The organism is Cryobacterium sp. LW097, assembly GCF_002205495.2.
GTDB lineage: Bacteria > Actinomycetota > Actinomycetes > Actinomycetales > Microbacteriaceae > Cryobacterium > Cryobacterium zongtaii.
Genome location: NZ_CP021992.1, coordinates 427,004 through 450,632 on the forward strand (window position 1 = coordinate 427,004; position 23,629 = coordinate 450,632).

Sequence of the window (23,629 nt, forward strand, 5' to 3'; positions counted from 1 at the left end):
ACAGTCTGTACGCACAGCACCATGCAGCATCCGACGCATCACTACAAGGAAGTAGAACAGTGAAGAAAACCAAGAGAAGCCTCGCAGGCATTGCCGTGCTCGGCGTCAGCGCCCTCCTGCTCTCCGGCTGCTCCGCCGGAGCCAGCGAAGCCGAGAGCAACACCCTCAAGCTCTGGCACTTTGAGAGCGACACCAGCGCGATGGGCATCGCCTGGGAGGAAGCCATCAAGGTCTTCGAAGAAGAGACCGGCGCCACAGTGGAGTTCGAGGAGAAGAGCTTCGAGCAGATCCGCTCGACGGCCAGCCAGGTGCTCAACTCCGACGAAGCCCCTGACATCCTCGAGTACAACAAGGGGAACGCCACCGCCGGCCTCCTGGCCAGCCAGGGCCTGCTTACCGACCTCGATGACGCGTACGCCGAGTTCGGCTGGGACGATGCGCTGGCCCCGTCGCTGCAGACCACGGCGCGCTACGACGAAGACGGCATCATGGGCTCCGGCGCGTTCTACGGAGTGCCCAACTACGGCGAGTTCGTGGAGGTCTATTACAACAAGGACATGTTTGCCGCAGCCGGCCTCGAGGTGCCGACCACCGTCGCCGAGCTCGAAGCCGTCATGGCTGCCTTCGTTGACCAGGGCATTACCCCGTTGGCCGAGTCCGCTGCAGAATATCCGCTGGGCCAGCTTTGGTACCAGCTCGCACTCACCCAGGCCGATCGCGGCTTCGTCGACGACTACCAGCTCTACACGGGTGAGGTGGACTGGTCCGGCCCCGAGGTGAGCTACGCCACCGAGACCATCAAGGACTGGACAGACGCCGGCTACATCTCCACCGACGCCAGCGGCTTCAAGGCAGAGGATGCCGGTACCGCGTTCATCAACGGCACCTACCCGATCTTCTACTCGGGTTCCTGGTGGCACAACCGCTTCACCACCGAGGCCACCGGCTTCGAGTGGGGCACCTTCCTCTTCCCCGAAGCCGAGATGGCGCCCGGTTCCGCCGGCAACATGTGGGTCATCCCGGAGAAGGCCAAGAACAAGGACCTCGCGACCGAGTTCATCGACATCACGATGCGCCCGGAGATCCAGGCGCTGATCGGCAACAACGGTGGCATTCCCGTCGCCGCGAACACCGAAGACATCACGGATGAGAAGAGCCAGGAACTGATTGGCAACTTCAATACCCTGACCGAGAGGGACGGCATCGCGTTCTACCCGGACTGGCCCACCGCGACGTTCTATGACGAGCTGAACGCCGGCCTGCAGGAACTCATCAACGGCACGAAGTCGCCCGCTGACGTCAACGAGCAGCTCGGCGGCCAGTACCAGTCCGGCGTAGAAGACATCGTCGGCTAAATCCGCCACCGCACCACCCTCGCAGTACCCGGCCGGGGGCTGTCACGGCCCCCGGCCACCACTCGCAGAGAAGGAAATCGCATGACGACAGCATCCGTAGCCGATGCCCCCGTTGATGCTCCCGCAGGCAACAAGCCGGTGCGGCAGAGCCTCATCCCGGGAAGCAATCCCAAGACATTCTGGATTTACCTCATTCCGGGCCTCGCCCTGCTCACGCTGATCATCGTGGTTCCCCTGGTCTGGAACATCTACCTGACCTTCACCGACTACCGCGGCATCAAGCCCCCGGAGTGGGTGGGCCTGGAGAACTGGGCGAAGCTGGCCGGCGACACCACGTTCTGGACCTCGTTCAGCAACTCCATCGCAATGATCGTGGCGATGGTTGTCGTTCCCACCCTGCTCGGCCTGGTTCTCGCCGCCATGCTCTTCGACCTGATCGGAAAGAAGTTCGGCGGCAAGATCGCCAGCTTCCTGCGCGCTACCTATTACCTGCCGCAGATCCTTCCCGGTGTCGTCGCCGCGATCGTGATTGGCTGGATCCTGCGCCCGCAGAACGGCGCCCTCAATCAGGTGCTCGACGGCATCGGCCTCGGCGGCCTGGCCCAAAACTGGCTCGGCGACCCCGACACGGCCTTGCCCAGCATCATGGTCATCATGATCTGGGTGCAGCTCGGCTACCCGATCGTGATCTTCATGGCCGCCCTTCAGCGGGTCGATCCTGAGCTCTATGAGGCGGCCGAACTCGACGGCGCCAACTGGATTCAGCGCTTCCAAGCGATCACGGTGAGCATCATCCGCCCCGAGATCTTCGTGGTCACCCTCACCTGCACCATCGCGGCCCTCAAGGTCTTCGGCCCGATCTACACCCTCACCGGTGGTGGCCCGGGTACCTCGACCATCGTGCCCGCGTACTACGCGTACAGCGAGTTCTTCCAGTCCCAGCAGGTGGGCTACGGCGCCACCATCGCCACCGCACTCACCATCGTCATCGCCGCCGTTTCGGTCGTCTTCTTGCTCGCCCAGACACGACTCGAGCGCAAGGAAGAGGAACGCTAATGACCTCCACCATCATCGACGAGTCCGCAAAGGCCCCCGTCGTGGGCCCGCCGGCCCGGCAGCCCAGGAAGCGGCGCAGCAGCACCACCCGCAAGACCTTCGGCGACTGGATGATCCTGCTCGTCGCTGTGCTGATCGGCCTGCTCATCGCCGTGCCGTTCTTCCTCATCCTGATCAACTCGTTCAAATCCCCGGCCGACTACAACCAGGCCGGCCCGCTCACCCTGCCCACCGACCTGTACTTCGACGGCATGATCAACTTCTGGGAGCGGGTGAACTTCCCGGAGAAGCTGTGGAACAGCTTTTTCATCTCCAGCGTCGTCGCGATCCTGGCCGTGGCCATATCGCTGCTGAACGCGTTCGCTCTGGGGATCGGCCGGGTGCGCGGCCGCACCTGGATCGTGTTGCTGATCCTGCTGGCCAACATGCTGCCGCAGGAAGTGCTGCTCTACCCGCTCTACTTCATGTTCAAGTCGGTGGGCCTGTACGACAACCAGTTGGCCGTGATCATCATCTTCGTGGTCATCCAGAGCGCATTCGGTACCTACCTACTCGCCAGCGTCCTGGGCACCTTCCCCAAGGAGATCCTCGAGGCGGCTTCGCTCGACGGCGCCAGCCGCTGGACGATCCTCTACCGCGTGGTCTACCCGATCACGAAGCCCACCCTGAGCGTGCTGGTGATCTTCTTCTTCATCTGGACATGGAACGAGTTCCTCATCCCGCTGACCTTCCTGGTCAGCAATGCCAGCCAGACCGTGCCGGTGTCGATCGCCGTACTGCAGGGCGACCGGCTGATGGATGTCACCACCACGAGCGCCTCGGCACTGCTGGGCCTGCTGCCCACCCTGATCTTCTTCCTTATCTTCCAACGCACCCTCACCAGGGGCATCACCGCAGGAGCAGTCAAGTAGTTATGAAATTCACCGATGGTTTCTGGCACACCCGTCCCGGCGTCACCGCGTTGTACGCGCAGGAGGCGTACGACATCGAACAGGCCGGCAGCTCGCTGCGGGTGACCGCGCCGACGAAGGTGATCGAACGACGCGGAGATGTGCTCAACCGCGCCCTGCTCACCGTCACGCTATCGTCGCCCCTCGAGGGCACCGTCAAGGTGCGCGTCGAACAGCACACCGGCGCGTCGACCGGTCCCGGCTTCGACCTCGTCGGCGCCGAGCCGGATGCCGGCGATATTGTGATCGACGTCACCGGCGGCACCCTCACGGCCGGCCCGCTCACCGCACGCATCGCCCCGGGCGCTCCGTTCAACCTCAGCTTCGAGGCCGACGGACGCACCCTCACCGAGAGCGGCCACAAGTCGATCGGGCACATGCAGCTCGCCCCAGGTGCCCCCATCGCCGCCGAACCGGCCGGGGTCTCCGGCGTCACCACCACCGGGCTCGCACCGGCGCCCAGCTACACGCACGCACAGCTCTCCCTCGGCGTGGGCGAACTGGTCTACGGCCTGGGCGAACGCTTCGGCCCGCTGATCAAGAACGGCCAGACCATCGACATCTGGAACGCCGACGGCGGCACCTCCAGCGAACAGTCCTACAAGAACGTGCCGTTCTACCTCACCAACCGCGGCTACGGCGTACTGGTCAACCACCCCGAGCACGTCTCCTTCGAGGTCGGCACCGAGGCCGTCGAACGGGTGCAGTTCTCCGTCGCCGGCCCGGCCATCGAATACCTGGTGATCTACGGACCCACCCCCAAGGAGATCCTCGAGCGCTACACCCGCCTCACCGGCCGCCCCGCGCGGGTGCCGGCCTGGTCGTACGGCCTGTGGCTGTCGACCTCGTTCACCACCCAGTACGACGAGGCCACCGTGAACAGCTTCATCGACGGCATGGCAGAGCGCGACCTGCCGCTCTCCGTCTTTCACTTCGACTGCTTCTGGATGCGCGAATTCAACTGGACCGACTTCGAGTGGGACCCGCGGGTGTTCCCGGACCCCGAGGGCATGCTCGCCAGGCTGCACGAGAAGAACCTGCACGTGAGCGCCTGGATCAACCCCTACATCGCCCAGCGGGCCAGCATCTTCGCCGAGGCCGCCGCCGCCGGTTACCTGGTGAAAAAGGCCAACGGTGACGTCTGGCAGTGGGACCTCTGGCAGGCCGGCATGGCACTGGTGGACTTCACCAACCCCGCCGCCGTCACCTGGTTCCAGGACAAGCTGCGCGGGCTTTTCGCGCAGGGTGTCGACGCCATCAAGACCGACTTCGGCGAGCGCATCCCCACGGATGTCGTGTGGCACGACGGCTCGTCGCCCGAGGTGATGCACAACCTGTACACCCAGCTCTACAACAAGGCCGTCTTCGAGGTGCTCCAGGAGCACCGCGGCGAGGGCGATGCGGTGCTGTTCGCCCGCTCCGCGACGGTCGGCGGCCAGATGCAGCCGGTGCACTGGGGCGGAGACAACTCCTCCAGCTTCGAGTCGATGGCCGAGACCCTGCGCGGCGGGCTCTCGCTGGCGTTCAGTGGCTTCGGCTACTGGAGTCACGACATCGGCGGCTTCGAGGGCATGCCCGACCCGGCTGTGTTCAAGCGCTGGCTGGCCTTCGGCCTGTTCTCCAGCCACTCCAGGCTGCACGGGTCGACCAGCTACCGGGTGCCGTGGCTCTTCGACGACGGCCGGGAGGAGCCCGGCCAGAGCGCCGTCGACGTCACCAGGGTGTTCACCAAGCTCAAGCTCGCGCTGATGCCCTACCTCTATCAGGTGGGCCTGGAGGCACACGCCAGCGGGGCGCCGTTCATGCGCCCGATGCAGCTTGAGTTCCCCGGCGACCCCGCCGTGGACTACCTCGACCGGCAGTACCTGCTCGGCAGCGACCTGCTGGTGGCACCCGTGTTCAGCGAGGCCGGCGACGTGTCGTACTACCTGCCCGCGGGCACCTGGACAAACTATCTGACCGATGAGGTTGTCACCGGACCCGTCTGGCGCCGGGAGACCCATGCGTTCGACAGCATCCCGCTGTGGGTGCGCGGGGGAGCGGTACTGGTCACCGGGTCCCGCGACGACAGGCCCGACTATGACTACACCGACGAGCCCCTCGTCACCGTGTACCCCGGCGGCGGCGGCGCCGACCGGTCCGTCGACATCAGCAACCCTCTGGACGGCACTCACCTCACCGTGACCGTCACTACCGATGGCGACCACACCGTTGTCACCAGCGATTCGGCGGCGTCTTTTCGCGCTCGCCTGGCCGGCGGCACTACCGTTGTCGCTACTGACCGAAAGGCACTTCTCCGATGACCAGCACCTCCACGCAGGCCGTGTCCGCCGGCAACGCCGACTACCGGGATGCCGGACTCGTCTTCCCCGAATCGTTCATCTTTGGTTCCGCCACCGCGAGCTACCAGATCGAGGGCGCCTTCGACGAAGACGGCCGCGGCCCCTCGATCTGGGACACGTTCAGCCACACTCCGGGCAAGATCTGGAACGAAGACACCGGCGACGTCGCGGCCGACCACTACCACCGGCTCGAGGAGGACCTCGACCTGATGGTGACGCTGGGCCTGCAGGCCTACAGGTTCTCCATCGCCTGGTCGCGCATCCAGCCCACCGGCCGCGGCCCGGCCAACCAGAAGGGGCTCGACTTCTACGGGCGCCTGATCGACGGTCTGATAGCCCGGGGCATCAGCCCGATCGTCACCATGTACCACTGGGACCTGCCGCAGGCCCTCGAGGACGAGGGCGGCTGGACCAACCGGGCCACCGCGTACGCGTTCGCCGACTACGCGGCGATCCTGGGCGCGGCTTTCGGCGACCGGGTGGACACCTGGACCACCCTGAACGAACCGTGGTGCTCCGCCTACCTGGGCTACGGTTCCGGCTCGCACGCGCCCGGCCGCACCGACGGCGCCGAGGCGCTCAGCGCCGTGCACCACCTCAACCTGGCGCACGGCCTGGCGATCCTGGCGCTCAAGCCGCTGGTGACCAACGACCCCGACTTCTCGATCACCCTCAACCTGCACGTGCTGCGCGGCGAGGGCGAGACCGGGCCGGAGGCCGTGCGGCAGATCGACGCCCTCGCCAACCGGGTGTTCCTGGGCCCGCTGCTCACCGGCGCCTACCCGGCGGATGTCTTCGAAGACACCAAGGACGTCACCGACTGGGCGTTCATCCTGCCCGGTGATACCGAGATCATCCACCAGCCGCTGGACGTGCTCGGTGTCAACTACTACTCCACCACCCTGGTTCGGCTGTGGGACGGGGCGGCACCGCGCCAGAACGCCGACGGGCACAAGGATGTCGGTGCCTCGCCGTGGCCCGGCGCCGACAGGGTCGAGTTCCTCGCCCAGCCCGGCCCGTACACCGAGATGGGCTGGAACATCGAACCGGCCGGCCTCGAGGAGCTGCTCGTGGCGCTGCACGAGGAGTTCCCGGCGCAGCCGCTGATGGTCACCGAGAACGGTGCGGCGTTCGCCGACACGGTCGTGCAGACGGAGGACGGACCCCGCGTGCACGACGTGGACCGCACCGACTACCTGCGCCGGCACTTCACCGCCGCGCACCGGGCACTGGCCCGCGGCGTCGATCTGCGGGGTTACCAGGTGTGGTCGCTGATGGACAACTTCGAGTGGGGCTACGGCTACTCCAAGCGGTTCGGCATCGTGCACGTGGACTACGACACGCTGGTGCGCACGCCCAAGGACAGCGCCCACTGGTACGCGGAGCTGGTCGCCACCCGCACCCTCCCCTAAAGATCCACGAGGGGTCAGCGGGGGTCTTGCCAGGAGTGCTCGGGGGAGTAGCCGAGCAGGCGCCGGGCCTTGTCGATGGAGAGCAGGGTGTCGGTCCCGGGGACCAGGCGGGTGAGCTGCACGTTCGGGAAGACCTCGGCGGCGAGCTCGGCGCTGGGCCGGCGCATCACGGTGTCCGCGGCGGCGATGATGAAGCGTTCGAAGCCGGGCGGGGCGGTCTGCAGCGCCTTGAGCACGGCTTGGGCACCGTCGCGGCCGTCGATGTAGCCCCAGAGGTTCCACTTGCGCAGCGTCGCATCCGTCTGGAACCCGTCGAACCTGGCATAGTCCTCCGGGTCCATCACATTGGAGAACCGCAGCGTCGTGATCGAGAGCTCGGGATCCCAGCGCACCAGCTCGATGGCCATCTGCTCCTCGAGGTGCTTCACCAGCGAGTATGTGCTCTCCGGCCGGGCCGGGTACTCCTCGTCGATCGGGATGTAGGGCGGGTCGACGTCGAACGGCAGGCCGAGCACCGTCTCGCTCGACGCGTACACGATGCGCTTGATGCCATTGCGGCGGGCGGCCTGGAACACGTTGTAGCTGGAGAGCATGTTGTTGTGGAAGGTGGCGACATCGGGCGCCAGGCCCGGCGCCGGGATTGCGCCCAGGTGCACCACGGCGTCGAAGCCGTCCACCTGGTCGTTGACGCCGGCGAAGGCGTCGACCACCTGTCCGAAGTCGGTGAGATCGATGCGCACGAAGCCGGCTTCGCGGCTGCCGGCCAGGTCGAAGTTGATCACGTGGTGGCCCTCGGCGCGGAGCCGGGCGAGCACGGTCCTGCCGAGCTTGCCGCTTCCGCCGGTGAGGGCGATTCTCATGCTGGGGAATTCCATGGACTTCCTTGTCTGGGTCGATTTGTAGCGTTCTGCAACGTATCACGCCGGGTCGGGGGAGATGCCGGGTATTCTGGGGGCCAGAGTGACTCACGCTCGCAGAATCGGGCGTCAGCCAGACGGAGGAACCGTGCAGGGCAGCAGCCATGACGACGTGCGCAGACACAACCTGTCTGTGGTGTTGCGACTCGTGCACCGCAGTGGGGCGGCGTCGCGGTCCCAGCTGACCAGGGTCACCGGACTGAACCGGTCCACCATCGCCGCCCTCGTCGCCGAGCTGGTCGATCGCGGGCTGGTCGTCGAGCGCGAACCGAGCTCCACCAATCAGGTCGGCCGGCCCAGTCCCATCGTCAGTGTCAGCGAGCAGGTCGTGGCGCTCGCCGTGAATCCGGAGATCGACGCCGTCACCATCGGCATCGTCGGCCTCGACGGTCAGGTGCACCGCCGGGTGCGCTACCCCACCGACCAGTCCCCGAGCGTGCTCGAGGCCGTCAACATCGCCGCAGCCGTGATCGACGGCATGCGCGGCGAACTCGAGGCCAGGTTCAAGGTCGTGGGAATCGGCGTGGCCGTGCCCGGCCTGGTGCGCGCCCACGACGGACTCGTACGGCACGCGCCGCACCTGGGCTGGATCGACGAACCCCTCGCCGAAATGCTCGAGGCCGCGACCGGCTACCCGGTTCTCGCCGCCAACGACGCCAGCCTGGGCGCCATGGCCGAGCGGTTTTTCGGCGCTGGCAAGGGCATCACCGATCTCATCTACCTCAACGGCGGTGCGAGCGGCATCGGCGGCGGCATGATCGTCGGGGGTGCGCCTGCCGGCGGCATCGCCGGATACGCGGGCGAGTTCGGGCACACCAGGGTCAGTGACAGTGAACGGGTCGACTCCGCCGGCATCCGCGGCACCCTGGAGGCCGAGGTCACCCGGCGCGAGCTGCTCGAGGTGCTCGGCCTGGCCGGAGCGGATGCCGACGAGCTCGAACAGGCGCTGCGGGCATCCACGTCACCGGAGGTGCGCGCCGAGGTCAACCGTCAGATCGACCACCTCGCGGTGGCGCTGGCCGGGGCGATCAACATCCTCAACCCACAGGTGGTGGTGCTCGGCGGGTTTCTTGCCGCGCTGCTGGCGGTGGATGCCGACAGGTTGCGCTCCGCCGTGGCGAAGCACTCGCTCGACGCCGCCTTCGGCACCGTGCGGCTCAGCGCCGCGGAGCTCGGTTCGAACCTGCTGATGATCGGCGCCGCGGAGCTGGCCTTCGAGGGCCTGCTCGACGACCCGGCCGGACTCCCGGCCACGGCGCCCGCCGGTGCGCCCGCCGAGTCTCCCTGACCCTGCCCCCTCCCTACCGGACCCGGGACGGACCAGGGTTCACCAGGCCGGGCGGATTCAGACGCACCCGGCGCCCGGGAACGTGCAGAAAAGGCCGGATCCGCGCAATCTTTGCCGGGATGCCGCTGAGGTGGAATAGAACCGAGCGGCGCACGCTTTTCGCTACTGGGCGATCGCCCGCACTCCTTTCGCACGACTCCGACCGAGGACTCTTCAACGTGACTACTGCCGTCATCCCCGTGATCTCTGAGGCGCAGCTCGCCTCCACCGCCCGGCACCCGGGTGACGCGCTTTCCCGCGGGCAGCGCATCGTCTATATCATCATCCTCGGCGCGCTCACGGCCCTCGGCCCGTTCACCATCGACCTGTACCTGCCCGCGTTCCCCACCCTTGAAAGCGAACTCGGGGTCTCGGCCGCCGCCATCCAGCTCACCCTGACCGGCACCATGATCGGCTTCGGCTTCGGCCAGCTGATCGTGGGCCCGTGGAGCGACAAGGTCGGCCGCCGGTTGCCGCTGCTGCTGGCCACGGGTTTCCACGTGCTCGCCTGTGTCGGCGCGGCACTGTCGACCGAGATCGTGACGCTGGGCATTTTCAGGGTGCTGCAGGGCTTCGGCGCCGCGGCCGGCGCGGTGGTGGCCATGGCCATGGTGCGCGACCTGTTCGGCGGCAAGCCGCTGGTCAAAATGCTCTCCCGCCTGGCCCTGGTCAGCGGCCTGGCGCCGGTGATTGCCCCCGTCGTCGGCTCGCAGCTGCTGCTCGTGATGCCGTGGCGCGGCATCTTCTGGGTGCTCGCCGGTTACGGCATCGTGGTGATGGTGGCCGTCGCGATCTGGATCGTGGAAACCCTGCCGCAGGATCGTCGCACGGTGCCGGGCCACTCGAGCCTGGGCCAGCGCTACCGGGCCGTGCTCAGCGACCGCACCTTCGTGGGCGTCGCGATCATCGGCGCGATGACCTTCACCGGGCTGTTCTCCTACCTTTCCTCCTCACCGTTCCTGTTCCAGCAGGTCTACGAGTTCAGTGCCCAGCAGTACGGGGTGCTTTTCGCCGTCAACTCCCTCGGCATCGTCGTTGGCGTGCAGACCAGCTCGCGGCTGATGCACCGCTACAACGTGGGGCCGCAGAACATCCTGATCGGCGCCACCACGGTACTCGTGATCACGTCGGCAACGATTCTCACCCTCGACCTGCTGGGCGCGGGCCTGTGGGGCACCCTCATCCCGCTGTGGTTCTTCATCGCCGGTTGCGGGTTCACCTTCCCCACCGTGCAGGTCATCGCCCTCAACTCGCACGGCAGCGAGGCCGGCACCGCCGCGTCCGTGCTCGGCGCCGCCAACTTCGGCATCGCCGGGCTGATCTCCCCGGTCGTGGGCCTGCTCGGGGTCGGCACCGCCGTCCCGATGGCCTCGGTGATGGGTGTCTGCGCGATCATCTCCATCCTCAGCCTCTGGTCCATCGTGCGCCCGCGAACGGTGTCGGCGCTCACGCACTGACCCGGCTGCGGCACCCGAGGCCGCACTGCTCATCGGCCAAGCGGAGACTCGCCCGCTTTCGCTAGTTGCAGCGCCTGCTGCACTGGCGAATCCGGGCAACTCACCACTCGCTTCAGCAAGGCTGCCCCATTTTTGCTAGTTGTCGGGGTCGGGCACTAGCGAAAGTGGGCCAGTCATGGGGTGGTCGGGCAGGCGGGCGGTCCGGGGCAGGGCGCCCCGCCCGCGGCGTCCGATCTACCATGGGTTGATGGACCCCTCCCGAAACCCCGAGACTGAGCCCACCCCACCCGCCCCCGGCCGGGCCGAGGCCGCGGCGGATGCGCCCGCCCGCCGGGTCGCCCGGCGGTGGCCGCTGATCAGCGGTGCGGTCGCCGTCGTCCTCGCGTTCCTGCTCGGCGCCCTGATCCTCACCCGCGGCAACGGCCGCCCGATCGAGGCCGACGCGGAGTGGATGGAGGAGATCCTCGAGCACCGGTCCCCGGTCTGGGAGGTTCCGGCGCTGGTGATGAACTTCCTCGGCGCCGGCATCGCCGGGGTGTTCGTGATCCCGATCGCCATTGTTGTGCTCCTGCTCGTGTTGCGCCGGCCCTGGGCGGCCGGGTACTTCGTGATCGCCACCATCGTCAGCGCCGGTCTCGTCCAATTGCTGAAGACCCTCTTCGGCCGGGCGCGCCCCGAAGACATGCTGATCACCTCCGACTTCGGATCGTTCCCCTCCGGGCACGTCGCCAATGCCGCCACCATGGCCGTCGCGCTCGGGATCATCTTCCCGTGGCTGTGGGTGTGGATAGCCGGCGCCGTGTACACCGTCGCCATGATGGTCAGCCGCACCTACCTCGGCGCGCACTGGCTCACCGACACCATCGGCGGGCTGCTGCTCGGCGCGGGCGTGGCTGTGGTCCTGTGGGCGCCGCTGGCGGCCAAGCTCGACGGCGAGAACACCATAGCCAGGCGGCGGGCGGCCGCACCAGCGAAGGCACCAGAGTCCAACCGGTGATCCACCGGGACTCACCGGCCGGGAACCGGAGATGACCGCATAGGGCGGCGCCGGGCTGCCCGACCCTGCCGATGGCTCCCTGGTCAATCCCGCCGGGCTGTACGTTCTGCGGGCCCGGGCAATCCCGGGTGGCCGAGTCGAGGTCGGCGGGTTCGCGACCTTCCAGACCGTGCGCGTGCGGGTGGATGGGCTGAGTTCCCAGGGCCAGATCGAAATTTTCGGTGATCTCCCGCCACACGGGGTCGACGGGCGCCACGACGACCCGCGGGTGAACGGGGTGTTCGGCCGGGTGGACTTCGGCTGGCTGAGCCGGTTCTGGCTGACCCGCACGTCAGGTGGCGACCATCCGCAACGGACGGGCGGTGATCTTCGCGCCGAAGGGCGGGTTGCCGCCGTGCGATGCTCCAGAGATCGCGCGTGCCGAGAACATCCACAGCGGCTGGTCGGCCGTCGTTCCGTTCGAGCAGCTGAGCCTGCGGTCGTGGACCTCCACCCAGCGTCCGCTGGGTGCCGGAGTCGTGGCCGACTGCGTGGGCCTGGTGCGGGGGCGTTATGCGCTGGTCGCGCGCCCCGCAGGGCCATCCGGGCCCGGCGAGGACCCGGTGCCGGCCCCGGGGAGCGAGATCGTCGCAAAGAAAGGTCGGGGCCAGACCGTCACCGACGATTCCGTCGTGCTTCCGTATTCCCGCTATGGGCGTGCGTGGGATTGGCGGGTGACCGTTGACGAGAGCGAGGTGTCCGACCTCCGGCAGGTGACCGCGACCACCACCTGGCATCCGGCTGGCAGACGGATGTGGGCCGGAGGGCTGACATCCCGGCCGCCGCACGCTAGCTTCGGGGAATGAAGATCCTTCTCGTTGGGGCGGGTGGCGTCGGTGACGCCTTCGCGAAGATCATTGCCCGCCGCTCCTTCTACGAGCACGTCGTGGTGAGCGACTACGACCTGGGCCGGGCGGAGCGCACGATCGCGTCGATCGCCGCCCGCCACGGCGGGGAGACCGCCGCCCGGTTCACAGCGGCGCAGATCGACGCATCCGACCCCGAGGTGGTGACCCGGGTGGCACGCGAGCACGGGGTCACCCACGTGATGAACGCCGTGGAACCGAAGTTCGTGCAGAGCATCTTCACGGGTGCGCTGGCCGCCGGCGCCGACTACCTCGACATGGCTATGAGCCTGAGCGAGCCGCATCCGACCGACCCGCACGCGCAGACCGGCATCAAGCTCGGCGACGACCAGTTCGAACAGGCGAGTGATTGGGAGACCAGCGGCCGGCTCGCGCTGGTGGGCATGGGCGTGGAGCCCGGCCTGAGCGACGTCTTCGCCCGGTACGCGTCCGATCACCTGTTCAGCGAGATCGACGAGCTCGGCACCCGGGATGGCGCCAACCTGGTTGTGCGCGACGAAGCCGGAAACGAGATCTTCGCGCCGTCGTTCAGCATCTGGACCACCATCGAGGAGTGCCTGAACCCGCCGGTGATCTTCGAGAAGGACCGCGGCTGGTTCACGACGCCGCCGTTCAGCGAGCCCGAGGTGTTCGACTTCCCGGAGGGCATCGGCCCGGTGGAGTGCGTGAACGTGGAGCACGAAGAGGTGCTGCTGATGCCCCGCTGGCTGGACGCGAAGCGGGTCACCTTCAAGTACGGGCTCGGTGAGGAGTTCATCGGGGTTCTGCGCACCCTGCACCTACTCGGCCTCGACAGCGTCGCGCCGGTGCGGGTGCGCACCGCGGACGGCCCGGCGATGGTCGCCCCGCGCGACGTGGTGGCCGCGAGCCTGCCCGACCCGGCCACGATCGGCCCACGGATGACGGGCAAGACCTGCGCCGGCGTCTGGGTGACCGGTACCGGCCTGGATGGCGCGCCGCGGGAGGTCTACCTCTATCACGTCAGCGACAACGAGTGGACGATGGCGGAGTACGACGCCCAGTGCGTGGTTTGGCAGACCGCCCTGAACCCCGCGATCGCCCTGGAACTGCTCGCGACCGGAGTGTGGGCCGGCACCGGGGTGCTCGGGCCGGAGGCGTTCGACGCGCAGCCCTACCTCGACCTGATGAGTGCCCCCGAACCCGCCGGCTACGGCCAGCCCTGGGGCTTGGAGGAACGTACCCCCGCCGCCTGACCCGCCCGGGCTCGCCGGCATCCGCAAGTCAATCGCAGCAGGCCGCGGATGCCGGGGCCGGGCCCGTTCGGCGCCGCTGCTAGGGTGATCCCCTGCGGTCGTCCCCTCTGGACGGCCTATCAAATGGGGGATTTGAGAACACCATGCTGACTCCGCAAGCGGCCATTAAGTCTGTTTTCCGCAACTACGCCACCCTGGCCGGGCGGGCTCCGCGCAGCGAATTCTGGTGGTTCGCCCTGTTCCAGGCAGTGCTGTTCACCGTCGTGGTCCTGCTCGGCGGTCTCGGCATCGGCACACCCGAGCGCGGCGAGATGCCCGTGTCGATGGGTATCGCCATTGGCGTCACCCTGCTCCTGAGCCTGGGTCTCGCCATCCCGAACATCACGGTGTATGTGCGTCGCCTGCACGACGGCGATTTCTCCGGTTGGCTCTACTTCCTGGCCTGCATCCCGTACGCCGGTGTTCTGGTCGTGCTCATCTTCGCCCTGCTGCCCAGCCAGCCGGCCGGCGTCCGATTCGACGCCGTCGAAAACACCGGCAGCGCCACGCCGGCGTGGAACCCGAGCAAGACGCTCTCCTGACGTCGGCCGCACAGGCCACGCCCGAGCTGCGGCGCTAGAGTCGCCCCATGAATGACAACGACGACTACGACGGCCGCCCGGTCGGCTTCATGGGCAAACTCCGAAACTTCAAGGGGCTCACCTGGGTGTTGATCCTCTCCCTGGTCGCCATCACCGTCGGAGCCACGACCCTGCTGTTCCTCTTTCAGTAGACCGGCTACCGGTAGCCTGAGCGTGGGGGCGCACGGCCTCCGTCGGCCTGCGCCGACTTCTTGAAGCCGACGAAAGAGACCCCCATGCTGACACCCGCCGCGGCGATTGCCTCCGTTTTCCGCAAGTACGCCGACTTCACCGGCCGGGCGCCGCGCAGCGAATACTGGTGGTTCGGGCTGATCCTCTGGGTCGTCTTCGTGGCGCTTTCGCTGCTGCAGCTGATCCCGACCGGCACCGACCGCAACGGGTATCCCTCGCACAACTTCGAGCTCGTCTTCATGCTGGTGGCCCCGATCGTCGCGATCGGCGTGCTGTTGCCCAGCCTCGCGGTGCTCGTGCGGCGGTTGCACGATGCGAACTTCTCCGGCTGGTTCGCCCTGCTGGCCCTGTTCCCGCTCGTGGGAGCCGTCGTTGTGCTGGTCTTCACGCTGCTGCCCAGCAACTCCGCCGGCGCCCGGTTCGACCGACAGCCCAGCGTTCCCGGACTCTCCTTCCAGGGCTCGGGCCTGCACTAATTCGCTGGGCTCGGGGTTCGGCTCAGTTCAGGGGGAAAACGCCATGCCAGACAGCTCAGTTATCGACCTGATCGGGCAGTCCGTCGCCGCATCGCCCGACAACGCCGCACTGCGGATGCATCTGGCCGGCCTGCTCCTGGATGCCGGCCGTGCCGCGGCGGCGCGGGTGCACCTCGCGGAGGTGCGCCGGCTCGACCTCGCCGACGCCGCGTTGCCCGCCCTCGAGGGGCGTGCCGCTGCCAGCGGCGACGCGTTCGACTGGGCGGATGCGGAGGCCCAGATCGGCGACATGGCGCGGCCCGCCTTCGTACAGAACAGCTCGTCTGACAGCCCGGCCGCAGCTGCCGGCGCGAGCGTGTCGGAGGAGCCGGAGACCTCTTCCGCACCCGTGCCGCCGACGGCACCCGAGGCGGCGCGGCGATAGCACTGGTCCTACAGGGCATCGTGGCCCTCGCTGCGGTCGGCGCTGTCCTCGTGGGGCATCCGCTGCTGCTGGCGCCGGCGATCTTCGTGATCCCGTTCGCCGGCTGGATCTTCCAGCAGTCGATGTTCCCCATGGTCGAGGCGGGCGAGAAGGCGTTCGGCCTGCCGGCCGACCTGGACTGAACTGCGGGTCGGCGCCACCGCGCGGCGCGCGGGCTGATGCCCTGCTAGGGTGAGCCACGCGATCGCCTTGTCCGAGGCACAGCGCGACATCCTGGGGGATTCACAATGCTCACTCCGAAAGCGGCCATCGTGTCGGTTTTCCGCAACTACGCCACCTTCGCCGGACGGGCCACACGCAGCGAGTACTGGTGGTTCCAGCTCTTTCAGGTCGTGGTAGTTCTGGTGATCTTTGCCGTCGGGTTCCTCCCCGTGATCATCAACCCGCCTCCGTTCGAGGAACCGAAACCCACCGCCATCGTCGGCGGCCTTCTCATCCTGGTGTTCGGCCTGGGCGTGATCATCCCCAACATCTCGGTCTTCGTGCGACGGCTGCACGACATCGATTTCTCCGGCTGGTTCTACTTCCTCACCGTCATCCCCGGCTTCGGCCCCCTGGTGGCCCTGGTTTTCGCCCTACTCCCGAGCAAGCCGGCCGGCGCCCGGTTCGACCCCGTCGAGAAGCTGGGCTCCAAAACCCCGGCCTGGCAGCCCACGCAGACCCTGTCCTGAGCCCGGCCCCGGTCAACGGATGCGGTGAACGGTGCGGCCATGATCAACGGAGACGTCTCCTTCTGGTGGAACCAGATCGGCCGGCCGGCGCCGCGGCCGCCGCTGCCCGGTTCCACCCGCGCCGACGTGTGCATCGTCGGCGCCGGGTACACCGGCCTGTGGGCCGCCTACTACCTCAAGAAGGCTGCCCCGCAGCTGCGCATCGTGATCCTCGAGCAGCGTTTCGCCGGCTACGGCGCGTCCGGCCGGAACGGCGGCTGGCTGACCAACTCGGTCACCGGTGGGTGCGAACAGTACCTGCGGAGCCACGGCCGTGACGCGGCCGCCGGTTTCCAGGCCGCCATGAACGACACCGTCGACGAGGTGATCAGGGTCGCCGCGGTCGAGGGCATCGACGCGGACATCGTCAAGGGCGGCGAGTTCACCGTCGCCTACGACAGGCCGCAACAGCGACGCCTCGAGGCCGCGGTGCGGGCCGAGCAGGCCTGGCCGCACACGGATGTCGAGCTACTGAGCGCCGAGGCCGCCACGGCGCGCATCAATGTCGCCGGCAGCACCGGCGCGATGTGGCACCCGCACTGCGCGCGCATCCAGCCGGCCAAGCTGGTCGCCGGGCTCACCCGCGCCGTCCTGGCGCTGGGCGTGGAGATCTACGACGACAGCCGGGTGAGCGAGATCACCCCGCAGACCGCCCGCACCCAACACGGCACCGTGCAGGCCGAGTTCATCGTGCGCGCCACCGAGGGCTTCACCGCGGGCCTGGCCGGACTGCACAGGGCCTGGCTGCCGATGAACTCCTCGTTGATCGTCACCGAACCGCTGCCCGCCGCCGTCTGGGCCGGCATCGGCTGGGACGACCGGGCCACCCTGGGCGACATGGCGCACGCTTACATGTATGCCCAGCGCACAGCGGATGACCGCATCGCCATCGGCGGCCGTGGGGTGCCGTACCGGTTCGGCTCCCAGACCGACTCCGACGGCCAGACCCCGGCGAGCACCATCGAGGCGCTCACCGGCATCCTGCACAGGTTCTTCCCCGGCACCGCGGATGCGGCCATTGAGCATGCCTGGAGCGGCGTGCTGGGCGTTCCCCGCGACTGGGCCGCGACGGTGGGCCTGGACCGGCAGACCGGTCTGGCCTGGGCGGGCGGCTACGTGGGCACCGGCGTGGCGACCACCAACCTGGCCGGCCGCACGCTCACCGACCTGATCCTCGGCCGCGAGAGCGCCCTGACGGCGCTGCCGTGGGTGAACCACCGGGTGCGCAACTGGGAGCCGGAGCCGCTGCGCTGGCTGGCCGTGACCGCCCTGTACCAGGCCTACACTCACGCCGACCGGGCCGAGCTCACCCGCCGCCGCAGCACCTCGCCCCTGGCGACCCTCGCCGACCGGGTCTCCGGCCGCGGCCACTAGCTCGGCATCCGCCCGCTGCCCGCGCCGCCGAACCCTCGATTCGGGCGCCGTCCTGTGGTGTACTCGTGGAATGAGCGTTGCTGAGCAGAGCGTGACCGAGGCCTACAGGCTGGCCACCATTGCCGCGGCGTCGGCCGCGGTGACGGTGCGGACGGCGGAACCGCGCGACCTCGACAGCATCATCGGCCTCTTCGAACGCACCTGGGGGGTAGGCCGCAGCCCCGACCGGGCGATGCTGCTCGCGCTCGACTTCGCGGGAAACCCGGTGCTGCTGGCCACCCAGCACGGCAAGCCGGTCGGCGCGACGCTCGGGTTCCTGGGTTGGACCGACGGGGTGCACCTGCACTCGCACATGGCCGCGGTGGTGCCGTGGCACCGGGGCGGCGGCGTGGGCTACGCCCTCAAACTCCTCCAGCGTGCACTGTGCCTCGAGCAAGGCATCACCGAGATGCGCTGGACCTTCGACCCGCTGATCCGCCGCAACGCGCACTTCAACCTGGTCAAGCTCGGGGCCGAGGTGACCGGGTTCCTACCCGATTTCTACGGCCGGCTCGACGACGTCATCTCGGGCAGCGACCGCAGCGACAGGTTCGAGGTGCGCTGGAGTCTGGACTCCCCGAGGGTGCTGCACGCGCTCGCCGGGGGACCCGTCCGGGACTGGACCGCCGTGACCAGCTGGCCGCTCGACGTGGATTTCGAGCAGCTGCGGGCCGACGACCCTGTCGGCGCCGCCCGACGCCGGGAGGACTCCAGGCTGGTCTTCACCGAGGCGCTCGGCCGCGAACTCCGGCCAGAGCTCACGGCGGACAACGACTACGTCTTCACCACCGACGCCAGCGACCCGCTCGGCTAGGGTTCGGCCGCCGGGGGAGTCGGCGGTCAGGAACCGTCAACGGCCGAGGTCGGCGCCCGGGTCGAAGTCTTGCGGTGCCCGGCCGGTGATCCGGCGTTCGAACCAGTACAGGAGTTCGGGGCGCAGCCGGTTGAGCTCGGTGAGGGTCATCGGGTCCGGCACACGCACCACGGGGGCGCCCAGCTCGTCCACGACCGTGTCCATCGCGCCGCGAGAATAAAACTGTCCGCGCATCCGCACCAGGAGCTGACCGTCGGCGCCGGTCACGAAAAGCTGCGGGTGCGTGTCGATCGCACCGCTCTGGTACAGCTCGAGAACCACGACACTGGCGACCTGCTCCACCGGAAAACTTGTCACCTGGCCGAAGAAGCCCCGCTCGGAGATGCCGGTGTCGTCGACCCAGACGCAGGTGCGCAGAAAACCGACGATGCCGACGGCGGCCCCGAGCATCACCAACAGCTGCACGATGAGGACCGGAATCCACTCCCCGAGGGGGATGGTGAGCCAGTAAAGGACGGCGAAAACGGGGGCGAAGAAGGCCAGTATCGAGAGGGTCGTCTGACGCAGCAGATGCCCGTGGGGTCGCAGCACTTGCACACGCAAGGCCGTACCCGTGATTTTGCCCACCCTCGTATCCCCTCCCCCCGGTGTACTACAGAGTATGCCCCATGCCCCGGCATCCCAGTAGACACCGTTCGGGGGGTACGCGCGATAGGGCAGGGCGAAAATCTCGTGCGCACGGGGTCGCCCAAGGGTCGTAGAGTGACACAGTGAACTCGCGGGCGAAAACGGGGCCGGGCCTCGGCCGGCCGAGATTCCGCCTGCACCCCGCCCAGGCGGTGGCCGCGGGTTTCGCCCTCACGATCCTCCTCGGCACCGGACTGCTCTCATTGCCGATCGCCAAGGTCGGCCCCGGCGGGGCGTCGTTCGCGGAGGCGATCTTCACGGCCACCTCCGCGGTCTGTGTCACCGGGCTCACCGTGGTCGACACCGAAACCTTCTGGACCCCGTTCGGCCAGGTCGTGATCCTGGTCCTGATCCAGATCGGCGGTTTCGGCGTGATGACCTTCGCGTCGGTTATCGGGCTGGCCGTGGTGCGACGGTTGTCGTTGCGCTCCCGCGTCACCGCCGCATCCGAGGTGCGCAGTGTGGGCCTCGAGGACGTCAAGGGCCTGGTGCTCGGTGTCGTCACCATCTCGCTGATCGTGGAGGGTGTCGTAGCGGTGCTGCTCAGCCTGCGGTTCCTGTTCGGCTACGGCGAGCCGCTCGGCCGGGCGATCTGGTTCGGGGTGTTCCACGCGGTGTCTTCGTTCAACAACGCCGGCTTCGCGCTGTTCAGTGACAACCTGATCAGCTACGCCGTCGACCCGTTCATCTGCCTACCGATCGCGGCGGCCGTGATCCTGGGCGGGCTGGGCTTCCCGGTGATCGTGCAACTGCGGAAGCACCTGCGGTCGCCGCTCCTGTGGAGCATGAACACCCGCATCGTGCTCGCCGGCACCATCACCCTGCTCGTGGCCGGCACGGTGTACATCACCGCCGTCGAATGGTCCAACCCGGCCACGCTCGGCCCGATGGACTGGCCGGCGAAGATCCTGGTCGGCTTCTTCCAGTCTGTGCAGACCCGCACCGCCGGGTTCAACAGCGTGGACATCGGGGCGATGGACTCCGCCAGCCTGCTCGGCATGGATGTGCTGATGTTCATCGGTGGCGGCCCGGCCGGCACCGCCGGTGGCATCAAGATCACCACCTTCGCGGTGCTGTACTTCATCCTCGTCGCCGAGATCCGCGGCGACGGTGTGGTGAACGTGTTCGGCAAGCGGCTGTCCAGGGCCGTGCACCGACAGGCCATCTCGGTGGTGCTCCTGGCCGTGTTCGTGGTCGTCGCGTCGACGGCCGTTCTGATGGTGCTCACCGACCTCACCCTCGACGTGCTGCTGTTCGAGGCGATCTCGGCGTTCGGCACCGTCGGGTTGTCCACCGGCATCACGGCGAATCTGCCGCCGGCCGGTCAGGCCATCCTGATCATGCTGATGTTCATCGGCCGGCTCGGGCCGATCACCTTCGCCTCCGCCCTCGCCCTGCGCGAGCACCCGGTAACGTACGAACTCCCGAAAGAGAGGCCCATCATTGGCTAAGTTCAGGTCGTCATCGTATTCCCTGTTCGGCCAGCGGCAGACCGCCCGCCTGGCCGAGGAGGACTCCGTGGTGGTCATCGGCCTCGGCCGATTCGGCAGCGCCCTCGCGCTGGAACTGATGGACAGCGGCACCGAGGTGCTCGGCATCGATGGCGACGAGGAGATCGTGCAGGCGCACAACCGGCTGCTCACCCACGTGGTCCGGGCCGACTCCACCAAGGAGGAGACCCTGCGGCAGCTGTCGGTACCGGAGTTCAGCAGCGTGGTGGTCGCCATCGGCAGCGACATCCAGGCGAACATCCTCACGGCGTCGCTGCTGATCAAGATGGGCATCCCCAACATCTGGGCGAAGGCGGTGAGCGAACCGCACGGCGAGATCCTGCGCCAGCTGGGGGTCAAACACGTGATCTCCCCGGAGAAAGACATGGGCAAGCGCGTCGCGCACCTGGTGCGCGGGGTGATGCAGGACTACATCGACATCGGTGAGGACTTCGCCCTGGTGAAGACCGCCCCGCCCCAGGAGATCCTCGGCAAACCGCTGAGCGAGACCAGGGTGCGCACGGTGCACGGGATCACCGTCACCGCGTTCCACCGGGCCGGCCAGGGCTGGAGCTACGCCACCATGGAGACCGTGATTCTCGCCGGCGACATCATCCTGGTCGCCGGGCAGACCGAGCGCGTCGAATCGTTCAGCCGGCTGCCGTGACCGGTCCCGTCGAGTTTCTCACCGGCACCGCGCTCGGCACCCGGGTCGTGGTGCGCACCCGCATCGCCGGCGGCTACACGGATGCCCTCGGCTACCTGCGCTCCTGCGACACCACGCACTGCACAGTGGAGACCAAGCGCGGCACGCTGACGCTGGCGCTCGCCGAGGTCGTCGCCGCCAAAGAGGTGCCGCCGCCCCCGCCACCCCGCCCCCGCCGCCACGTCGGCGAGTAGCCCCGCCCGACAACTGTTGCCCGTGCGGACTTCTGCGTCCGGCGCACCGGGCGCAGAAGCCCGCTTCGGCAACAGTTGCTGCCGGGGCGTGAACTGGGCGCGGCCCGCGGACGGGTTGCGGCTCAACCGGGCGGCAGGGCCCCCGCCCGGCGCCGCAATGCCGCGCGCAGCCGCTCATCGCCGGCCAGCTCCACCGCCCGGTCGTACGCGGCGCGGGCATCCGCTACCCGCCCGGCCTCGGCGCACAGGTGCGCCCGAGTGGCCCAGAACGGCTGGAACGACGCCGTGTCCGGGCGGTCCCGGGCCACCGCGTTGAGCACGTCGAGCCCGGCCGTCGGCCCGTCCACCTCGCCGATGACCGCGGCCAGCGCCACCCGGGCGCCCGCGGTGGGGGAGAGGCGCACCAGCGCGGTGTGCAGGGTCCTCAGCGCCGCCCAGTCCGTCACCCCCGAGCGCGCCCGGTCGCAGTGCGCCGACTGGATCGCCGCCTCCAGCTGGAACCGGCCGATCCGGCCCAACGGTTGGGCTCGCCGCAGGTAGCGCTCCCCGCGCTCGATGAGGGCGGTGTCCCACAGAGCCGGGTCCTGGTCGTCGAGGGCGACGAGCTCACCCCTGCCGCTCATCCGGGCCGGCAGCCGCGCGATCGAGAGAGCCAGCAGGGCGGCCAGGCCGAGCACCTCCGGCTCCTCGGGCAGCAGCGCGGCGAGGGTCTCGGCCAGGTACAGTGCTTCGCCGGCCAATGAGTCCGGCACGGCACGGGCATCCGGCTCGGCGCTGGCCCAGTCGATCGCGTAGGCGCCATAGACAGCCTCGAGCACGGCGGGCAACCGCTGGGGCAGGTCGGTGAGCGACGGCAGCACGAACGGGATGCGCGTGGCGCGGATGCGCCGCTTGGCCCGCACCAGCCGCTGCGCCATGGTCTGCTCCGGCACGGCGTATGCGGCGGCGATGTCGGCCGCGGTCAGGCCGAGCACGGTGTGCAGCATCAGCGGGGTGCGCACGGCCCGGTCGATGGCCGGGTGCGCGCACACGCAGAGCAGCTCGATGCGCTTGTCGGGAATCGCCTCGGTGTCGAGGGACTCGAGCGCATCAATCCCCACCGTGCCGGCGCTGCCGACCCAGGCGTCCGGCCCCGTGCGCCCGGGTCCGTTTGCTGTCGATCGGGCGCCGTCCCGCGCGGTGCCGTCGAGCGCGCCCTCCGCCAGAGGGGCACTCAGCCGCACCGCCGCGGATTTCCACAGGTCCCTGAGCCGATTGCGGGCCACGGTGAGCAACCATCCCTCCGGATTGTGGGGAACACCATCGCGTGGCCAGGTGATGAGCGCACGCTCGAAGGCGTCCGAGAGCGCGTCTTCGGCGGCCGCGATGTCGCCGGTGGGCGCGGCCAGCACGGCGAGCAGGCGCCCATAGGAGGCGCGGGCGGCCAATTCCGCCCGCGCCAGGGCGGTCACGCTACCTGGTGCCATTCGCCGTCGGTGAACACGATCGCCGACGGGCGCACCTCGATCGCCCCGTACTGGGCGGCGGGGCATTTCCCGGCCCAGTCGAGGGCGGCGTCGAGGTCGGGCACCTCGATCACGAAGGTGCCGTTCAGACGTTCCTTGGTGTCGGCGAACGGGCCGTCCTGAATCTGCAGGGCGCCATCCCGCAGCGACACCGTCGTCGAGGCCGACACGGGCTGCAGGATGTCGGCGGACACGAGCACGCCCGCCGCGTCGAGGGCCTTTCCATAGGCGTCGAACGCCGCCCGGCCCCATTCCATGTCCTCTTCGGTGATTCCGGCGTCCCCGGACTCCTGGCTGATGACGAGAAGCGAATATTGCATGAGCTGTCCTTTCACGCGTTACGGATACTGACACCCCTATGACGACTGAACCAGTCCCCAATCGACATCCGCCCCGCAACTGTTGC

General features: G+C 68.4%; 25 protein-coding genes. 21 read left to right on the plus strand and 4 right to left on the minus strand.

Going from position 1 to position 23,629, the window contains the following annotated elements; translation table 11 throughout:
* The first annotated feature begins 59 nt into the window (after positions 1–59).
* From B7495_RS02015 to B7495_RS02035, 5 genes are all read left to right on the plus strand, one after another.
* A complete protein-coding gene (locus tag B7495_RS02015) occupies positions 60–1,355 on the plus strand; it encodes an ABC transporter substrate-binding protein (protein WP_240632353.1) in 1,296 nt (431 codons plus the stop codon).
* Positions 1,356–1,436: 81 nt separating this feature from the next.
* A complete protein-coding gene (locus B7495_RS02020) occupies positions 1,437–2,411 on the plus strand; it encodes a carbohydrate ABC transporter permease (protein ID WP_088455108.1) in 975 nt (324 codons plus the stop codon).
* A complete protein-coding gene (locus B7495_RS02025; RefSeq protein WP_205748702.1) occupies positions 2,411–3,322 on the plus strand; it encodes a carbohydrate ABC transporter permease in 912 nt (303 codons plus the stop codon). Before B7495_RS02020 ends, B7495_RS02025 begins: the two co-directional genes overlap by 1 nt.
* A gap of 2 nt (positions 3,323–3,324) precedes the next feature.
* The gene (gene yicI, locus B7495_RS02030; RefSeq protein ID WP_088455109.1) at positions 3,325–5,664 is read left to right on the plus strand and encodes an alpha-xylosidase; all 2,340 of its coding nucleotides are present in this window, start codon (positions 3,325–3,327) and stop codon (positions 5,662–5,664) included.
* Positions 5,661–7,115, plus strand: coding sequence for a GH1 family beta-glucosidase (locus B7495_RS02035; protein WP_088455110.1), 1,455 nt, complete (start codon positions 5,661–5,663; stop codon positions 7,113–7,115). The genes yicI and B7495_RS02035 overlap by 4 nt, the downstream gene beginning before the upstream one ends.
* 14 nt (positions 7,116–7,129) lie before the next feature.
* Here B7495_RS02035 and B7495_RS02040 read toward each other — a convergent pair whose 3' ends face one another.
* Positions 7,130–7,975 carry an NAD(P)-dependent oxidoreductase gene (locus B7495_RS02040; protein WP_088457837.1) on the minus strand — a complete coding sequence of 282 codons (846 nt, stop codon included), beginning with the start codon at positions 7,973–7,975 and terminating at the stop codon, positions 7,130–7,132.
* Between the two features lie 169 nt (positions 7,976–8,144).
* On the opposite strand from B7495_RS02040, the gene B7495_RS02045 reads away from it, so the two are divergent.
* The 13 genes from B7495_RS02045 (at position 8,145) to B7495_RS02095 (ending at position 18,641) form a co-directional block, all read left to right on the plus strand.
* On the plus strand, positions 8,145–9,320 hold the full coding sequence (locus B7495_RS02045) for an ROK family transcriptional regulator (RefSeq protein ID WP_240632354.1): 1,176 nt from the start codon (positions 8,145–8,147) through the stop codon (positions 9,318–9,320).
* Between the two features lie 218 nt (positions 9,321–9,538).
* Positions 9,539–10,816: a multidrug effflux MFS transporter gene (locus B7495_RS02050; protein ID WP_240632355.1), complete on the plus strand. Its 1,278-nt coding sequence runs from the start codon at positions 9,539–9,541 to the stop codon at positions 10,814–10,816.
* A gap of 247 nt (positions 10,817–11,063) precedes the next feature.
* Positions 11,064–11,813, plus strand: coding sequence for a phosphatase PAP2 family protein (locus B7495_RS02055; protein ID WP_088455113.1), 750 nt, complete (start codon positions 11,064–11,066; stop codon positions 11,811–11,813).
* Between the two features lie 362 nt (positions 11,814–12,175).
* Positions 12,176–12,658 carry a hypothetical protein gene (locus tag B7495_RS02060; RefSeq protein ID WP_151199509.1) on the plus strand — a complete coding sequence of 161 codons (483 nt, stop codon included), beginning with the start codon at positions 12,176–12,178 and terminating at the stop codon, positions 12,656–12,658.
* Positions 12,655–13,932 (plus strand): saccharopine dehydrogenase family protein, encoded by a 1,278-nt coding sequence (locus tag B7495_RS02065; protein ID WP_088455115.1) that lies wholly within the window; start codon positions 12,655–12,657, stop codon positions 13,930–13,932. The genes B7495_RS02060 and B7495_RS02065 overlap by 4 nt, the downstream gene beginning before the upstream one ends.
* 143 nt (positions 13,933–14,075) lie before the next feature.
* Positions 14,076–14,513 (plus strand): DUF805 domain-containing protein, encoded by a 438-nt coding sequence (locus tag B7495_RS02070; protein ID WP_088455116.1) that lies wholly within the window; start codon positions 14,076–14,078, stop codon positions 14,511–14,513.
* Positions 14,514–14,560: 47 nt separating this feature from the next.
* Positions 14,561–14,704, plus strand: coding sequence for a hypothetical protein (locus B7495_RS18990; protein ID WP_166788890.1), 144 nt, complete (start codon positions 14,561–14,563; stop codon positions 14,702–14,704).
* An 84-nt stretch (positions 14,705–14,788) separates the two neighbouring features.
* Positions 14,789–15,220 carry a DUF805 domain-containing protein gene (locus B7495_RS02075; RefSeq protein WP_088455117.1) on the plus strand — a complete coding sequence of 144 codons (432 nt, stop codon included), beginning with the start codon at positions 14,789–14,791 and terminating at the stop codon, positions 15,218–15,220.
* 43 nt (positions 15,221–15,263) lie between these two features.
* Positions 15,264–15,644 (plus strand): hypothetical protein, encoded by a 381-nt coding sequence (locus tag B7495_RS02080; RefSeq protein WP_088455118.1) that lies wholly within the window; start codon positions 15,264–15,266, stop codon positions 15,642–15,644.
* Between the two features lie 20 nt (positions 15,645–15,664).
* A complete protein-coding gene (locus B7495_RS18995; RefSeq protein WP_166788891.1) occupies positions 15,665–15,826 on the plus strand; it encodes a hypothetical protein in 162 nt (53 codons plus the stop codon).
* 105 nt (positions 15,827–15,931) lie between these two features.
* Positions 15,932–16,375: a DUF805 domain-containing protein gene (locus B7495_RS02085; protein WP_088455119.1), complete on the plus strand. Its 444-nt coding sequence runs from the start codon at positions 15,932–15,934 to the stop codon at positions 16,373–16,375.
* Between the two features lie 39 nt (positions 16,376–16,414).
* Positions 16,415–17,788 carry an FAD-binding oxidoreductase gene (locus B7495_RS02090; protein WP_088457838.1) on the plus strand — a complete coding sequence of 458 codons (1,374 nt, stop codon included), beginning with the start codon at positions 16,415–16,417 and terminating at the stop codon, positions 17,786–17,788.
* A 70-nt stretch (positions 17,789–17,858) separates the two neighbouring features.
* A complete protein-coding gene (locus tag B7495_RS02095; protein WP_088455120.1) occupies positions 17,859–18,641 on the plus strand; it encodes a GNAT family N-acetyltransferase in 783 nt (260 codons plus the stop codon).
* Positions 18,642–18,677: 36 nt separating this feature from the next.
* On the opposite strand, the gene B7495_RS02100 is transcribed toward B7495_RS02095, so the two are convergent.
* Positions 18,678–19,232, minus strand: a complete 555-nt coding sequence (locus B7495_RS02100; RefSeq protein WP_103459712.1) for a hypothetical protein — start codon at positions 19,230–19,232, stop codon at positions 18,678–18,680.
* Positions 19,233–19,411: 179 nt separating this feature from the next.
* Here B7495_RS02100 and B7495_RS02105 point away from each other — a divergent pair, with 179 nt between their 5' ends.
* The 3 genes from B7495_RS02105 to B7495_RS02115 are packed head-to-tail and all read left to right on the plus strand — an operon-like array spanning position 19,412 to position 21,718.
* Positions 19,412–20,779 carry a TrkH family potassium uptake protein gene (locus tag B7495_RS02105; RefSeq protein WP_174776278.1) on the plus strand — a complete coding sequence of 456 codons (1,368 nt, stop codon included), beginning with the start codon at positions 19,412–19,414 and terminating at the stop codon, positions 20,777–20,779.
* The gene (locus B7495_RS02110; protein ID WP_240632356.1) at positions 20,772–21,485 is read left to right on the plus strand and encodes a TrkA family potassium uptake protein; all 714 of its coding nucleotides are present in this window, start codon (positions 20,772–20,774) and stop codon (positions 21,483–21,485) included. Before B7495_RS02105 ends, B7495_RS02110 begins: the two co-directional genes overlap by 8 nt.
* The gene (locus B7495_RS02115) at positions 21,482–21,718 is read left to right on the plus strand and encodes a ferrous iron transport protein A (protein ID WP_088455122.1); all 237 of its coding nucleotides are present in this window, start codon (positions 21,482–21,484) and stop codon (positions 21,716–21,718) included. Before B7495_RS02110 ends, B7495_RS02115 begins: the two co-directional genes overlap by 4 nt.
* Before the next feature lie 122 nt (positions 21,719–21,840).
* On the opposite strand, the gene B7495_RS02120 is transcribed toward B7495_RS02115, so the two are convergent.
* On the minus strand, positions 21,841–23,184 hold the full coding sequence (locus B7495_RS02120) for an RNA polymerase sigma factor (RefSeq protein ID WP_088455123.1): 1,344 nt from the start codon (positions 23,182–23,184) through the stop codon (positions 21,841–21,843).
* Positions 23,166–23,543 (minus strand): YciI family protein, encoded by a 378-nt coding sequence (locus B7495_RS02125; RefSeq protein WP_088455124.1) that lies wholly within the window; start codon positions 23,541–23,543, stop codon positions 23,166–23,168. Before B7495_RS02125 ends, B7495_RS02120 begins: the two co-directional genes overlap by 19 nt.
* Positions 23,544–23,629 lie beyond the last annotated feature (86 nt).